Origin of the sequence: Streptomyces sp. NPDC048496 (genome assembly GCF_043200055.1) — a bacterium.
GTDB lineage: Bacteria > Actinomycetota > Actinomycetes > Streptomycetales > Streptomycetaceae > Streptomyces.
The window spans coordinates 24,850-39,341 of sequence record NZ_JBICXB010000043.1; the positions used below are offsets into that span (position 1 = coordinate 24,850).

The window sequence follows — 14,492 nt, forward strand, 5'->3', positions numbered from 1 at the left end:
GGGCCACTGTCGTCGACCGGGCCCCCCTACTATGCCTGTTGGCGCTTGACCGCCACTGCTCAGGTTAGGGTGATCGCCCGGTCAACGCCCGTGAAAAGAAACGGTAAACAGGGACACGAGGGGGCAATGCGGCGATGGGTGCAGCGACGCGCGAGCGCACGGGGCAATCTACCCATCGAACGTCCAGCCCTTCCCGAAGGCGACACGGCAACGAGCCGGATGGCGCAGCACCCACCCCGTCGGTGAACGCCCCTGCGGCGACGACTCTGCGGCCGATCTCGCGGACCGGTCGCCTCGGTCCCATGCTGCGCCAGATGGTGCTCGTCGAGGCTGCCCTGGCAGTCGCCTCGGTGGGTGCCGTGCTCGGCGGTGCCTGGCTGGTCCCCGCAGTCGCGGTCGCCTGCCTGCTGGTGCTTCTCGCGGTGGTACGTCGCCGGGGCCGCGCCGTGCAGGACTGGCTGTCGACGACACTCTCCCTCCGCGATCGCAGGCGGACCGCCGTGGCGTCCGCCGTGGATGCGGAGCCGCAGCTGGCGCCGGTGGCGGAAAATGTGCCGGGATTCGCTCCGTACATCTACGTCGACCGGGACCGCCGCACGGTGGGCATGCTCGGGGACGGCACGTTCCTGACCGCTGTCGTACGGGTCGAGGCCAGCGGTGAATCGCTCCGCCAGGCGCTCGGTGCGCGGGCGCTCCCGCTGTCCCTCCTGGGCGATGCCCTCTCGGTGGACGACATCGTGCTGGAGTCCGCGCAGCTCGTGCAGCAGGTACGCCCCGCTCCGGCGCAGCATCTGCCGCAGCAGTCGGCGGCGCGGCTCTCCTACGCCCCCCTTCAGGAGCAGACCGGGGCAACCGCGCTGCGGATGACCTGGGTGGCTGTGAAACTGGATCCGGAACTGTGCCGGGAGGCGGTCGAGGCGCGCGGGGGCGGAATCGGCGGAGCTCAGCGCTGTCTGGTTCGGGTCGCGGACCATGTGGCGAGCCGGATCACCGGCGCCGGATTCCGGGCCGTGGTGCTGGACCAGGAAGAACTGCACTCCGCCGTGGCGACATCCGCGTGTGCCAATCCCATCCTGTCGGCCGGCGCCGGACGCCGGGATGCCGCGCCGCAGCGGCGGACGATGGAGACATCGAGGGTCTGGCGGTGCGACGACCGTTGGCACACCGCCTATGCGGTGGACCGCTGGCCCGAGTTGGGCCGGGGGGCGACTCCTCTCCCGCGCCTCGTATCGCTGCTGACCTCGGTCCCCGCGTATGCGACGACCTTCAGCCTGACGGTGCGACGCGGTTCACACCAGGGCGACGTGTCCGTGTCCGGTCACGTACGGATCACCGGCGGCTCCGATACCGAACTGGTCGGGGTGCGAAGGACATTGGAGCAAGCCGCACGTCACGCCAAAGTCGGCCTGGTGCGACTGGACCGCGAGCAGTTGCCGGGCGTGCTGGCGACGCTCCCGCTGGGAGGCGCACAGTGACGAATCGCACCGAGCGGAGGCGGGGACTGCGCGGCCCTCGCCACGCGGGGCACACCCTGGCGACGGAGCACCTGGGCGCGCTGTCCTTGCCGGTCGGGGACGACGGCGTGATCATCGGCAGCGATACCGAGGGGCGCCCGCAGATGATCGGGTTCCACCGCCCGGCGCCGTACGACGTCCTGCTGATCGGCGGCCTGTGGACCGCGCAGGTGCTGGCGCTGCGCGCGGCGGCCACGGGTGCGCGGGTCGCGGTCGAGACCGGGCGCACCCAGGCCTGGACCACTCTGGCGCAAGCCGCGGGTGCCGGTCTTGAGTGCATCTCCCTCCATGACGTGGGCCGGGTTCCGCCGACCGGAGCGACCGTAGGCAGCCCGGTGGTGGTGGTGCGCGACTGTGGCATGCGCCCGCCCCGTGGCCGGGTGGTGTCCTCGCCATGGCAGTCGGTATTGACGCTGCTGCCCTACTTGAGTCCTGTGGCGCCCCGGTTGATGCGGGCTTCGACGCTCGTGGGTATCCAGCGGGTCTCGCCCGGAGAGGCGGACCAGATCGGCCGGATCCTGGGGCTCACTCGGGCCGAGAGCGAGGCCCTGCCCACCCTGGCGGACGGTGTCACGCTCTGGGCGGCGGGCCGCGAGCGCCACTGGGTGATGACCAGCGCGACGGATATCGAGAACGGCCTGCTGGGCACTGCTCGCCGGATGGACTGAATACTGTTTCGTTCGCAACCCCGGGCCTGTCACTTCCGGGGAGGATGGCCGGGGAACGACACGGTTCGATCGAAGGGACGCCGACATGGGCACCCAGCAGCAAAAGGAAGAGCTCTACGCTCTCGACATCTCGGATGTGGAGTGGCTGAGCGCACCGGGGACCGAGAACGTCGAGGAACGGGTCGAGATCGCGCATCTGCCGGGCGGTGCGGTCGCCATGCGCTCGTCGCTGGACCCGGAGACCGTGTTGCGGTACACGGAGGCCGAGTGGCACGCCTTCGTACTGGGTGCACGAGACGGTGAGTTCGACCTCACGTAGGCAAGGGCCAAGTGCAAGGGTGGCTGCCCGAACCAGGGCGGCCACCCTTTCATCACGCTTGGATATGGGGTGAATTGACCGCTTCGACCTGTGTGCTCCGCCGTGCTCGGGGCACTTGAGGGCGGTGCGTGACCTACTGGACAGTTTCTGCCGTGCGGTACGGCCTGCCGCAGTGAGCCCGATGACGATTAGGGTGGGTCGGGGGACAGCAGAAGAACCTGCGGGCGGGCGATGCGCGTCCCCAGGGGGAGAGCCGGGCGGATCGGACAACGGGAACGGTCGCCCCCACCCACCACGGCACAAGGGTGCTCGACCACACCAGGAGGCAAAGTGAACGGCGATCGGGACGAGATCCGCGGGGGCTGGAACAAGCCCGTCGACGAGTCGTCCGACGCGGAGCCCGCCGAGATGACGGGTGAGTTCACCATCGACTACACCCCGCCGGCCTGGTACACGCAGAACGCGCCGGGGGACCCGTCGGGCGGTGCCGGAACGCACCTGGCGCCGCCTCCGCCGCCCAGTGGAGCGCCGGTGTCCGTGCCCGCGCCGTCGGCCGGGGGCGGTTTCGATCCCAACTGGGCTCCGGCGCCGCCTGTTCCCGCGCCGGTTCACTCCGCGGCGGGTGACTCCGTTCCTTCGCCCGCTCCTACGCCTGCGGAGGGAGCGGGAGCGGTGACTTCCCACGGGATGACGGACCCGTTCGGAGGCGGCGATGTGGAGAGCGGCGCGACCATGCGGTTCTCGCCCGCCGCGCTGAAGCGGGAGATCGCGGAGCGCGAGGAGGCGGCGCGGAGCGCGGACGGGGTCGGCTCGGCTGCGGACTCGGGTACTGCGGAAAACGGTGCTGGTGCCGGAGTAGATGCTGGTGCTGGTGCTGGTGCTGGTGCTGGTGATGACCGTACGGACGAGGGCGAGGCCCTCGGTTCCGCGTCCGCAGAGGCCGCGGATGCACCCGCACAGTCGCCCGCCGATGAGCCCGAGGGCGCCGCCGCCACGGATTCCGGTGCCGATGCCGCGGCGCCCGCCGGTCCCCCCGGCAGCGACCCGACGAGCGGTGCCGTGGACGGGCCGGAGGGTGCCGCCGCGCCCTCGGACGCCGTCGCGGACGCGATGCCTTCCCAGGACGCGCCGTCCCCCGACGCACCGCAGGATCCCTCGGCGCCCGCCGCACCGGCGCCCTGGACCTCGGCGCCGCCGCAGGGCGCGCTGCCGCCGCTGCCGCCCGCCTTCCAGCCCGCCGCACCGCAGCCCATCGCACCCCAGGCGGCGCCGCAGTGGCCCGCTCCGGCTCCGGTCGGCCAGGGGCCCGGTGGCTACGGATTCCCGCAGGCCGGCGCGGTCCAGCCGCCTCAGGTACCCCAGCAGCCTCAAGGCGGTTACGGCTTCCCACAGCCGCCTCAGGCGCCCCAGCAACCTCAAGCGCCCCAACAGCCCCAGTGGCCCGCACAGCAAGGCGCACCCCTCCCCCCGCAGGTCCCGCAGGCGCCTCAGCAGCCGGTCCAGGGCACGCCCCATCTGCCCGCGCAGGCCGCCCCGCAGCAGCTCGGGCCCCAGCAGCCCTCCCACCCCCAGCCGCCGCAGCAACAGCAGCCACAACAACAGCAACAGCCCCACGGACAGCCCGTCGACCCGCGCACCGGGGCCGCCTGGCCGACCCCGGTCACCCACGACCAGCGCGAGCGTTCCGTGCCCGGCGCCCCGCTCGGGTACACGGCGGCGGTGGAGCTCTCCTCCGACCGGCTCGTCCGGGGCAAGCAGAAGGCGAAGAGCAGCCGTACGCCATCCGGCGCGGCCCGCTTCAAGCTCGGCGGCAAGAAGGAGGAGGCCGAGCGGCAGCGCAAGCTCGACCTGATCCGTACGCCCGTACTGTCCTGCTACCGGATCGCGGTCATCAGCCTCAAGGGCGGTGTCGGCAAGACCACGACGACCACCGCCCTCGGCTCGACCCTGGCCACCGAGCGGCAGGACAAGATCCTCGCCATCGACGCCAACCCGGACGCCGGCACACTCGGCCGCCGGGTGCGCCGGGAGACCGGGGCCACCATCCGTGACCTGGTCCAGGCGATCCCGTACCTCAACTCGTACATGGACATCCGCCGCTTCACCTCGCAGGCGCCCTCCGGCCTGGAGATCATCGCCAACGACGTGGATCCGGCGGTCTCCACGACGTTCAACGACGAGGACTACCGGCGCGCCATCGACGTGCTGGGCAAGCAGTACCCGATCATCCTCACCGACTCCGGCACCGGTCTGCTCTACAGCGCGATGCGCGGAGTGCTGGACCTCGCCGACCAGTTGATCATCATCTCGACACCGTCGGTCGACGGTGCGTCCAGTGCGTCCACCACGCTGGACTGGCTCTCGGCGCACGGGTACGCGGAACTCGTGCAGCGTTCCCTCACCGTCATCTCGGGCGTCCGCGAGACCGGCAAGATGATCAAGGTCGATGACATCGTGCAGCACTTCGAGACGCGCTGCCGAGGCGTGGTCGTCGTACCGTTCGACGAGCATCTGGCGGCCGGCGCGGAGGTCGACCTCGACATGATGCGTCCCAAGACCCGCGAGGCGTACTTCAACCTCTCCGCGTTGGTGGCGGAGGACTTCGCGCGCGCTCAGCAGCAGCAGGGGCTCTGGACGTCGCACGGCTCCAATCCGCCCCCGCAGTACGCCCCTCCGCTGCCCGGCCAGCAGTACGCCCCGCAGCAGCCGTACCCGCCGCAGCAACAGCCGTACGGCGGCCAGCAGCCCCCGCAGCCGTACCCCCCGCAGCCCGGCCCCGGAGTGCAACAGCACGGCTGGCAGCAGTCGTTGCCCTCCCAGGCCCAGTCCGCGGCGAGTCCGGCCGGTCCGCCGCCGCCTCACCAGCAGCCCGGCCTGCCTGGTCAGCCGAGGCAGCCCGGTCAGCCGGTCCCGCCCGAACTGCAGGGCCCCGTACCGCTCGCGGGCTGGCAGCAGCAGCCGCCGCCAGCGCCTCAGCAGTAAGGCAACAGAGGTCTGAACCAATGAGGGCCCGCACCGTTTCCACGGTGCGGGCCCTCCGCGCATTCCCGCAGACCACACGCCGTTTCGATGACCGTTGACGCGGCTCGACCACCGCTGATAAACCTTCGCTTCACCAGCTGGCGAACCACAGATCAACCCGCCTTCTCCGTGCGAGTCATGACGCGAGGTCCCTGACCATGGTCGAAAGAGTTCCACCACCCTCCGCCCAGCCACGCTCTCGTCTGCGTGTCCTGCTGGCCTCCGGCGCCGCCGCTCTGGCACTGACCGCCGGTTCCGTCGTCGGCGTGCCCCTGGGTGCCGCGCCGCAGCAGGCGCAGGCCGCCGACAGCGGCAAGTCGACGCTGACCGTCGCCGTCGCACAGAGCGTCGATTCCCTGAGCCCGTTCCTCGCTCAGAAGCTGATGAGCACGAGCGTCAGCCGGCTCATGTACGACTTCCTGACGAACTACGACCCCAAGGACAACCACGCGGTCCCCGCCCTCGCCACCAAGTGGGAGCCGTCCGCGGACAAGTTGACCTGGACGTACACCATCCGGTCCGACTCCAAGTGGTCGGACGGCCAGCAGGCCACCGCCGAGGACGCGGCGTGGACGTTCAACAAGATGATGACCGACGAGGGCGCCGCGCAGGCCAACGGCAACTTCGTCGCGAACTTCAAGAAGGTGACGGCTCCGAGCCCGACGCAGCTGGTCATCGAGCTCAAGGAGCCGCAGGCCACCATGGCCGCGCTCGATGTGCCGATAGTCCCGAAGCACGTCTGGGAGAAGGTCGGTGACTTCTCCAAGTTCAACAACGACACGAAGTTCCCGATCGTCGGCAACGGGCCGTTCATCCTGACGGACTACAAGGTCGACCAGTATGTGAAGCTCAAGGCCAACAAGGACTTCTGGCGCGGTAAGCCGAAGTTCGACGAGCTGGTCTTCAAGACGTACAAGGACCAGGACGCCGCGGTCGCCGCACTGCGCAAGGGCGAGGTCTCCTTCGTCGCGGGCTCCCCAGCCCTGACGCCCGCTCAGGCCGCCTCCCTCAAGGGCGAGAAGAACGTCAAGGTCAACGAGGGTCCGGGCCGCCGCTTCTTCGCGCTGGCCACCAACCCGGGCGCGCAGACCAAGGACGGCAAGAAGTTCGGCAACGGCAACAAGGCCCTTCTCGACCAGAAGGTGCGCCAGGCCCTCTTCCTGTCCATCGACCGCAAGACCATCATCGACAAGGTCTTCCAGGGCCACGCCGTCGAGGGCCAGGGCTACATCCCGCCGCGCTTCTCCACGTACTTCTGGCAGCCCTCCGCCGAACAGAGCCTCGCGTACGACCCGGCCAAGGCCGCCAAGCTCCTCGACGAGGCGGGCTACCCGCTCAAGGGCGACCAGCGCGTCGGCAAGGACGGCAAGCCGCTCGACCTGCGCATCCTCTGCCACGCCACGGACCCGAACGACAAGGCGATCGGCAAGTACCTCCAGGAGTGGTGGGGCAAGCTCGGGATCGGCCTCAAGGTCGACTGCCGCGACGACGTCTCCGTGCCCTGGTACGCGGGCGAGTACGACCTCGCCTTCGACGGCTGGTCCGTCAACCCGGACCCGGACTTCGTCCTCGGCATCCACACCTGCGGCGCGCTGCCCGCCAAGGCCAAGGACAGCGCCACCACCGACAACTTCATCTGCGACAAGACGTACGACGAGCTCTACAAGAAGCAACTCGCCGAGTACGACCCGGCCAAGCGTGCGGAACTCGTCAAGCAGATGCAGTCGTGGATGTACGACTCGGGGTACATGAACATCATCGCGTACCCGAACGCGGTCGAGGCCTACCGCACCGACCAGATCAAGTCGATCAAGACCATGCCCGAGGCGGCAGGCAACATCTACGGCCAGGACGGGTACTGGAGCTGGTGGTCGGCCGTTCCGGCGGGCAGCAGCAGTTCGGACAGCTCCGGCGGGTCCGGCTCCACCGGAGTCGTCGTAGGCATCATCGTGGCGGTCGTGGTACTCGCCGCTGGCGGGCTGTTCATCGCGAAGCGCCGTCGTACCACCGCGGACGACCGCGAGTAGTCACGCGGACGGGTTGAGAGGGGCCGGCCGGGGCGGCGCTCAGCCGCCCCGCCGGTTCCCTCTAAGTGCAGCACGAGTAACGAGAGTTCCCCATGACAGCTGAAAGCACTCCGGCGCTCGTGCAGGTCGCGGACGCGGACACCGAGGGTCCGGCTCAGGCCGAACCGTCGGCCGCCCGTGGCCCACGGACGCGTAACACCAAGGCCTACCTCCAGTACGTGGCGGCCAAGATCGTGGGAGCGGCCGTCTCCCTGTTCGCGGTCCTGGTCACCAGCTTCTTCCTCTTCCGGCTCATTCCCAGCGACCCGGTGAAGCAGATGACGGGCGGCCGTCCCGTCTCCGCCGAACAGCTCCAGTCGCTGCGTCGTCAGTTCGGCCTCGACCAGCCGATGTGGCGGCAGTTCACCAGCTACGTCGGCGACGCCCTCACGGGCGACTTCGGCACTTCGTTCCAGTTCCACGCGCCCGTCATCGACAAGATCACCGAGGCGCTCCCCGCGACCCTGCTCCTCACTGGCACGTCATACGTCCTGTACACCGCGCTCGGCATCTGGCTCGGCACCCGTACCGCGTGGCGCAACGGCTCCATGAGCGACCGCTTCAACACCGCGTTCGCGCTCACGCTGTACTCGGTGCCGGCGTTCTGGCTGGGCCTGCTCCTGATCATCGTCTTCGCGGTGGGCATCGGACCGATCCCCGGGATGTTCCCGACCGGCGGAATGCAATCGGGCGGCGAGAGCGGATTCGCGTACATCCTCGATGTGGCGCATCACCTGGTCCTCCCGGTGGTCACGCTGGTCGCGGTCGGGTACGCGCAGACGCTTCTGGTGATGCGCTCCTCGCTGCTGGACGAGATGGGCAGCGACTATCTGACGACGGCCCGCGCGAAGGGGCTACGGGACGATGTCGTACGCCGCAAGCACGCCGTGCCGAACGCGATGCTGCCGACGTTCACGCTCATGTTCGTGAACCTCGGCCATGTGGTCGCCGGGCAGATCCTGGTCGAGACGGTGTTCTCCTGGCCGGGCCTCGGCGGTCTCTTCTACCAGGCGCTGAGCGTGCCCGATCTCCCCCTCGTGCAAGGACTGTTCTTCACCTTCGCCACCGCAGTGATCCTGGCGAACACCCTCGCCGACGTGCTGTATCCGCTGCTCGATCCCCGGGTGGGCCGATGACGACCGAATCCATGCCCACGCCCACGAAGGCCGAGCCGGCCGGGAATCCGCGCGCGCTCGCCCGCGCCCGCAAGCGGCAGTCCGCCGCCCGGTTCTGGCGGGAGTACCGCAAGCACAGGAGCGGACTGTGGGGTCTGGGCGCGCTCGTCCTGATCGCGCTGATCGCCGTCTTCGCACCGCAGCTCGTCGGCGCCGATTCGCAGAGCGTCACCGGCGCGCCCGGTGGCGCGCTGGAGTCGCCGAGCGGTGAATTCCCACTCGGTACGGACCAGTTCGGACGCAGCGTGCTGGCCCTGCTGGTGTGGGGCGCCCGGGTCTCGTTGACGGTCGGTCTGCTCGCGGCGTTCCTGTGCGTCGCCATCGGCACGGTCGTCGGCATCGTCGCGGGGCACTTCCACGGCTGGTACTCGACGGTCCTGATGCGGATCACCGACTGGTTCCTGGTGATGCCGACCCTGGTCCTCGCGATCGCGCTCGCCACCGTGATGGACCGCTCGATGTGGACGGTCATCATCGCGATCGGCGTCACGACCTGGCCGACCACGGCCCGGCTGGTCCGCGCCCAGACCCTGGCCGTGGAGTCCCGACCGTACATCGAGCGGGCCCGTGCCCTGGGCGGCGGCCACGGACACGTCATGGTCCGGCACGTCCTGCCGAACGTGATGCCGCTGGTCCTCGCGCAGACCACGCTGGTGATCTCCAGCGCGATCCTCACCGAGGCCACCCTGGCGTTCCTCGGCCTGAGCGATCCGACCGTCACCTCCTGGGGCGGCATGCTCCAGGACGCCCGCGAGGCGGGCGCGGTGAGCGCGGGCGACTGGTGGTACCTGGCACCGCCCGGCATCGCCATCGCCGTGGTTGCGCTGGCGTTCACGCTGTGCGGCCGCGCCATCGAGTCCGTCCTCAATCCCAAGCTGGGGGTGGCCCGTTGAGTACGACGAGCATCCAAAAGACGCCGCTTCTCGACGTACGGGACCTCACGGTGACGTACGCCGGTGGAGCACAGGCCGTCCGCGGGGTGAACCTCACCGTCGACGCGGGGCAGAAGCTCGGCATCGCCGGTGAGTCGGGCTGCGGGAAGTCGACGCTGGCGCTCGCGCTGCTGCGGCTGCTGCCCGCCGGGGCGAAGGTCTCCGGCGAGATCCTGCTGAACGGCGAGGACGTCCTCGCCATGAAGTGGGGCCAGGTCAGGGCGGTGCGCTGGGCGGGGGCGTCGATCGTGTTCCAGGGCGCGATGCACTCGCTCAACGCGGTACACCGCATCGGCGACCAGATCGCCGAACCGATCCTGCTGCACCACAAGGCGACGCAGGCAGCGGCGGCGAAGAAGGCCGGCGGACTCCTGGAGCAGGTGGGGCTCCCGGCCGCCCGCGCGAACGCCTATCCGCACGAGCTCTCCGGCGGACAGCGGCAGCGCGTGATGATCGCGATGGCGCTCGCCTGCGATCCGGGGCTGATCATCGCGGACGAGCCGACCACGGCCCTCGACGTGATGATCCAGGCCCAGATCCTGCGGTTGATCGAGCAGCTGGTGTCCGAGCAGGACCTCGGCCTGATCATGATCAGCCATGACCTCGCGGTGCTCTCGGACACCTGTGACCGGCTCGCGGTGATGTACGCGGGCCGGGTCGTGGAGGAGGGCCCGGCGTCCGAGGTCTACGAGAACGCGCACCACCCGTACGGCAAGGCCCTGTCCGGCGCCTTTCCGCGCATCGGCGACCCGGCCTCCCGGTTCGCGCCCCGCGGGCTGCCCGGCGACCCGCCGGACCCGTCGGCGCTGCCCGGCGGCTGTACGTTCCACCCGCGCTGTCCGGTGGCCCTGGACTCCTGCACGACGCAGGACCAGGTGCTGCGGGAGGCGGGGCCTGAGCGGCGGGCGGCCTGTGTGCTGGTGGAGCCGGGGGCCGCCACGGCCCCGGCCCTGCCGGGTGCCGAGGAAGCAAGGAGCACATCATGACCACCACCACTCCCCTGCTCAGCGCCGAGGGGCTGAAGGTCACCTTCCCCGGCCGGCGCGGAGCCGACCCGGCGCGTGCCGTGGACAGCGTCGACCTGGACATCCGGCCCGGTGAGATCGTCGCGCTGGTCGGCGAGTCGGGCTGCGGCAAGACGACGCTGGCGCGCTCCCTGCTGGGGCTCGTCCCCCCGACGTCCGGCCGGGTCACGTTCGGCGGCGACCCGCTCGACTACTCGGGCCGTGCGCTGAAGGCGTACCGCAAGCGCGTCCAGCTCGTCCTGCAGGACCCCAGCGGCTCGCTCAACCCGCGGCACACGGTGTACGACGCGGTCGCGGAGGGGCTGCGGATCCACGGGTACGCGGGTGACGAGCGGACGGCGGTCGCGGAGGCGCTGTCGCGGGCGGGGCTGCGGCCTCCCGAGCGGTTCTTCCTGCGCTATCCGCACGAGCTGTCGGGCGGGCAGCGCCAGCGCGTCGTGATCGCGGGCGCCCTCGTCCTGGAACCGGAACTCATCGTTGCCGACGAACCCGTGGCCTCGCTCGACGCCTCGGTGCGCGGTGAGATCCTGGCCCTGCTGCTGCAACTGAGGGATGAACTGGGGCTGTCCGCACTGGTGGTCACGCACGACCTGGGGCTGGCGTGGAACATCGCCGACCGGGTCGCGGTGATGTATCTCGGCCGGATCGTGGAGACGGGCGAGGTCGAGCAGATTCTCACAGCTCCGCAGCATCCGTACACCCAGGCACTGCTGTCGGTGCTGCCGGAGGCCGGGGGCGATCCGGTGATCCTCACGGGCGAGCCGCCGGACCCGGCCAAGGTGCCCTCCGGCTGCCGGTTCCATGCCCGCTGCCAGGTCCTCGCGTCGGGCGAGGCCGAGCGGGCGGGGGTGGCGGATGCCTGCCGTACGAAGGATCTTCCGGTGCTCGCGGGCAGCGGGGAGACGCAGGTGGCGTGCCACTGGGCGCACGCGATGGCGGGCGTGGAGGTGTAACGACACGCGCCCTGTACGGCTCCGGCCGGGACCGCTGCCCGCGGTTCCGGCCGGAGGCGCTCCCGAGGAAGGTCAGCCGCGGTCGTGCGCCGCGATCAGCTCGCCGGCCCGCTTCACATCGGCGGCCATCGCCACCAGCAGGTCCTCTATCGAGTCGAACTTCTGCATCCCGCGGACGTACGCGAGGAAGTCGACGGAGACATGGAGCCCGTACAGATCAAGACCGACGCGGTCGATCGCGTACGCCTCGACCGTCCGCTCCGTGCCGTCGAACTGCGGGTTCGTGCCGACCGAGATCGCGGCGGGCATCGCCTCGTCGTCCACGTTCAGCCAGCCCGCGTACACGCCGTCGGCGGGGATCGCGGTGTGCGGCAGGGTCTCCACGTTCGCCGTCGGGAAGCCCATTGCGCGGCCGCGCTGCGCGCCGCGGACGACGATGCCCTCGACCCGGTGCGGGCGGCCCAGGACCTCGGCGGCGCCCGCCACATCGCCCTCGGCGACGAGTCTGCGGGTGAGGGTGGAGGAGAACGGCTCGCCGCCGCCCGCCTCGCCGCTCAGAACCAGATCGATGACCTCGACGCCGTAGTCGTACGTCGCGCCGCACTCGGTGAGCAACTGCACGTTCCCCGCGGCCCTGTGACCGAAACGGAAGTTGGGGCCCTCGATGACGAGCTGCGCATGCAACTTGTCGACCAGCACCTTCACGATGAAGTCGGCGGGCGCCAGCTTCGAGAACTCGGTGGTGAACGGCAGGATCAGCAGCGCATCCACGCCCAGCTCGGCCATCAGCTCCGCGCGCCGGTGGTGCGGGGCGAGCAGGGGCGGGTGGCTGCCGGGCCGTACGACCTCGCTGGGGTGCGGGTCGAAGGTCACGACGACCGACGGCACGCCGAACTCGCGCGCCCGGTCGACGGCTCTGCCGATGATCAGCTGGTGTCCGCGGTGCACCCCGTCGTAGGAGCCGATGGTGACGACGCTGCGTCCCCAGTCCTGGGGGATGTCCTCCAAGCCACGCCAGCGCTGCACTCTGACCGCTCCTCGCCCGAACCTGTGTACGTGGGTGTATCTCTTATGCAGGTCTAAGACTGCCATGCCCACGACCCGCGGCCCGCATCGGCATCGGCATCGCGGTGGACACCGCCTCCACGGTCCGCCGCGCACCGGGGCCGATGACCGCCGCCCACTCCTGCGGGGCATCGGCCAGCCACCCGGTGACCAGTTCCGCAAATCCGGACACGTCCCGGGCCAATTCGACCAGTCGGCGGTCGAAACAGGCGGCGCCCTCAGGAGTGCGGACCAGCAGCATCCCGGTGCGGTGGACGAGCGCCCGGGTACGGGCCGGCGCCCGCCGGTCGGATCCGGCGGCCGCCGCGCAGAGCAGCGCGTCGAGGACGACCGGGTCCCGGTGGGCGCCCTCCTCGAACTCCAGCAGGACTTCCAGCAGCTCGGGCCCGCAGCACTCCGGAGGCGGGCGTACCCGGCGCGGCAAGCACCCGGGCGAGCGCGCCGCGCACGGGCGCGGGAGCGGGCCGGTCCCGCAGCAGGTCGGTCACCAGGGGCAGCAGCAGGGCGCGGGCGGCGGGCCCGCGCTCCAGCCTGCGGTCGAGGTACGCGGCCATGTGCGCGCCGCCGTCCGGATGGCTTTCGGTGTACGCCCGCACCAGCCCGGCCGCGTGCAGGGCCAGCGCCGGGGCGTCGATCCCGGCGAGGGAGCGCAGCGCCTCACCCGCACCGTCCCCGGGCCGGGTGAGCCGGTCCCGGAACGCGCCGATCACCGGCTCGCGATGCGTCGGCAGGGCGACGGCGAGCTCGGCCGCGGTGACGATCCGCCCGGCCCGGCCGAGCGTACGGGCGATCGCGTCGGCCACCGAGGTGTCCTCGGCCAGCAGGTCGGCGCCACGCAGCCAGACGGTGAGGGCGGGGTCGGAGCCGCGGGCGCGGCGGGCGGCGTGCGCGACGAGTTCGGTGGTGCGGCCGGTACCCGGCACTCCCACCAGGCCGAGGACGACCTCGGGACGCTCCCCGGCGGCCGTGAACGCCGTGAACTCCGCAGTGGTGTCCGGGCGTTCGACGGGGTCGGGCCAGGCGCCGGCACCGCCTGCCGAACCGATCGACATCGCGGTGAGCTGCAGGGCGCCGGCAAGGTTGAGGTCACGCCCGTACCCGGGGACCTTTGTCGCGTTGCGCCGCAGCAGCGCGCCCAGCGGTCCTTCGGCTTCCCCGCCCGTGAGCGGCACCGCGAATCCGGCGGCAGTGTGTGCGGCGCGCAGGGTGGTGCCGAGCACCGCGATGACGGCGCCGGTCTGCGGATCGAGCACGGGCCCGCCGATCGCCGCGCCGCGCAGCCGCAGGGCGTCGCCGCCGTCCGTGCCGAGCGCCAGCTCCAGGGCGGCGCCGACCCGGTGGGAACCGCCGGCCGCGCCGTACATCACGGGCATCACCCCCAGCACCCGCGCCTGTCGCCACCCATGGGCGGCGACGCGTACGTACGTACCCGGTTCGATCCGGTCCCGCAGGACGATCGGCAGCGGCTCCACGCCGAGCACATCGAGCCCCCCGGTGCGCACGAGCGCGAGGTCCAGCTCCGGGAGCGCGGTGATCGCCTCGGCCCCGACAGAGCGGCTCCGGTCACCTGTTCCGTACAGGACGAGCCGGACAAGTCCGTCGACCGCTTCATGACTGGTCACGACCGTGCCGCGGTCGTCCGCGACGGACCCGGTCCCTCGCAGCCGGCCGGCCGGATCGCAGATGCGTACCAGCGTCGACCGGTCCCCGCTTCCCATGGTCCGACGTGAGGTCGGCGATGATCGGCGCGAGAA

General features: G+C 70.9%; 11 protein-coding genes and 1 pseudogene. 9 read left to right on the top strand and 3 right to left on the bottom strand.

The window, feature by feature from the left end:
- The first annotated feature begins 134 nt into the window (after positions 1 to 134).
- The 9 genes from eccE (at position 135) to ACGFSA_RS28115 (ending at position 11,673) form a co-directional block, all read left to right on the top strand.
- Positions 135 to 1,475 carry a type VII secretion protein EccE gene (gene eccE / locus ACGFSA_RS28075; protein ID WP_393308846.1) on the top strand — a complete coding sequence of 447 codons (1,341 nt, stop codon included), beginning with the start codon at positions 135 to 137 and terminating at the stop codon, positions 1,473 to 1,475.
- Positions 1,472 to 2,182, top strand: coding sequence for a hypothetical protein (locus ACGFSA_RS28080; RefSeq protein WP_393308848.1), 711 nt, complete (start codon positions 1,472 to 1,474; stop codon positions 2,180 to 2,182). The genes eccE and ACGFSA_RS28080 overlap by 4 nt, the downstream gene beginning before the upstream one ends.
- Before the next feature lie 85 nt (positions 2,183 to 2,267).
- A complete protein-coding gene (locus ACGFSA_RS28085) occupies positions 2,268 to 2,501 on the top strand; it encodes a DUF397 domain-containing protein (RefSeq protein ID WP_393308850.1) in 234 nt (77 codons plus the stop codon).
- A 330-nt stretch (positions 2,502 to 2,831) separates the two neighbouring features.
- Entirely contained in the window at positions 2,832 to 5,483 is a 2,652-nt protein-coding gene (locus ACGFSA_RS28090) for an SCO5717 family growth-regulating ATPase (protein ID WP_393308852.1), read from the top strand.
- A gap of 197 nt (positions 5,484 to 5,680) precedes the next feature.
- Positions 5,681 to 7,549, top strand: coding sequence for an ABC transporter substrate-binding protein (locus tag ACGFSA_RS28095; protein ID WP_393308854.1), 1,869 nt, complete (start codon positions 5,681 to 5,683; stop codon positions 7,547 to 7,549).
- Positions 7,550 to 7,641: 92 nt separating this feature from the next.
- The gene (locus ACGFSA_RS28100) at positions 7,642 to 8,724 is read left to right on the top strand and encodes an ABC transporter permease (RefSeq protein ID WP_393308856.1); all 1,083 of its coding nucleotides are present in this window, start codon (positions 7,642 to 7,644) and stop codon (positions 8,722 to 8,724) included.
- A complete protein-coding gene (locus ACGFSA_RS28105) occupies positions 8,721 to 9,656 on the top strand; it encodes an ABC transporter permease (RefSeq protein WP_393308858.1) in 936 nt (311 codons plus the stop codon). Before ACGFSA_RS28100 ends, ACGFSA_RS28105 begins: the two co-directional genes overlap by 4 nt.
- Positions 9,653 to 10,681, top strand: a complete 1,029-nt coding sequence (locus tag ACGFSA_RS28110) for an ABC transporter ATP-binding protein (protein WP_393308860.1) — start codon at positions 9,653 to 9,655, stop codon at positions 10,679 to 10,681. Before ACGFSA_RS28105 ends, ACGFSA_RS28110 begins: the two co-directional genes overlap by 4 nt.
- A complete protein-coding gene (locus ACGFSA_RS28115; RefSeq protein WP_393308862.1) occupies positions 10,678 to 11,673 on the top strand; it encodes an oligopeptide/dipeptide ABC transporter ATP-binding protein in 996 nt (331 codons plus the stop codon). The genes ACGFSA_RS28110 and ACGFSA_RS28115 overlap by 4 nt, the downstream gene beginning before the upstream one ends.
- A 72-nt stretch (positions 11,674 to 11,745) precedes the next feature.
- On the opposite strand, the gene ACGFSA_RS28120 is transcribed toward ACGFSA_RS28115, so the two are convergent.
- The 3 genes and pseudogenes from ACGFSA_RS28120 to ACGFSA_RS28130 all read right to left on the bottom strand — a co-directional run.
- Entirely contained in the window at positions 11,746 to 12,699 is a 954-nt protein-coding gene (locus ACGFSA_RS28120; RefSeq protein ID WP_393308864.1) for a bifunctional riboflavin kinase/FAD synthetase, read from the bottom strand.
- Positions 12,700 to 12,742: 43 nt separating this feature from the next.
- Positions 12,743 to 12,979: a hypothetical protein gene (locus tag ACGFSA_RS28125; RefSeq protein WP_393308866.1), complete on the bottom strand. Its 237-nt coding sequence runs from the start codon at positions 12,977 to 12,979 to the stop codon at positions 12,743 to 12,745.
- A 505-nt stretch (positions 12,980 to 13,484) separates the two neighbouring features.
- Positions 13,485 to 14,456: pseudogene (locus tag ACGFSA_RS28130) on the bottom strand (trypsin-like peptidase domain-containing protein); the annotation flags it as partial.
- Between the last annotated feature and the right edge of the window lie 36 nt (positions 14,457 to 14,492).

Bases quoted from the DNA above. Each gene is read 5' to 3' on its own strand.
- ACGFSA_RS28115 (WP_393308862.1), top strand. From the start codon at position 10,678: ATGACCACCACCACTCCCCTGCTCAGCGCCGAGGGGCTGAAGGTCACC.
- eccE (WP_393308846.1), top strand. From the start codon at position 135: ATGGGTGCAGCGACGCGCGAGCGCACGGGGCAATCTACCCATCGAACG.
- ACGFSA_RS28105 (WP_393308858.1), top strand. From the start codon at position 8,721: ATGACGACCGAATCCATGCCCACGCCCACGAAGGCCGAGCCGGCCGGG.
- ACGFSA_RS28095 (WP_393308854.1), top strand. From the start codon at position 5,681: ATGGTCGAAAGAGTTCCACCACCCTCCGCCCAGCCACGCTCTCGTCTG.
- ACGFSA_RS28085 (WP_393308850.1), top strand. From the start codon at position 2,268: ATGGGCACCCAGCAGCAAAAGGAAGAGCTCTACGCTCTCGACATCTCG.
- ACGFSA_RS28100 (WP_393308856.1), top strand. From the start codon at position 7,642: ATGACAGCTGAAAGCACTCCGGCGCTCGTGCAGGTCGCGGACGCGGAC.
- ACGFSA_RS28125 (WP_393308866.1), bottom strand. From the start codon at position 12,979: ATGCTGCTGGTCCGCACTCCTGAGGGCGCCGCCTGTTTCGACCGCCGA.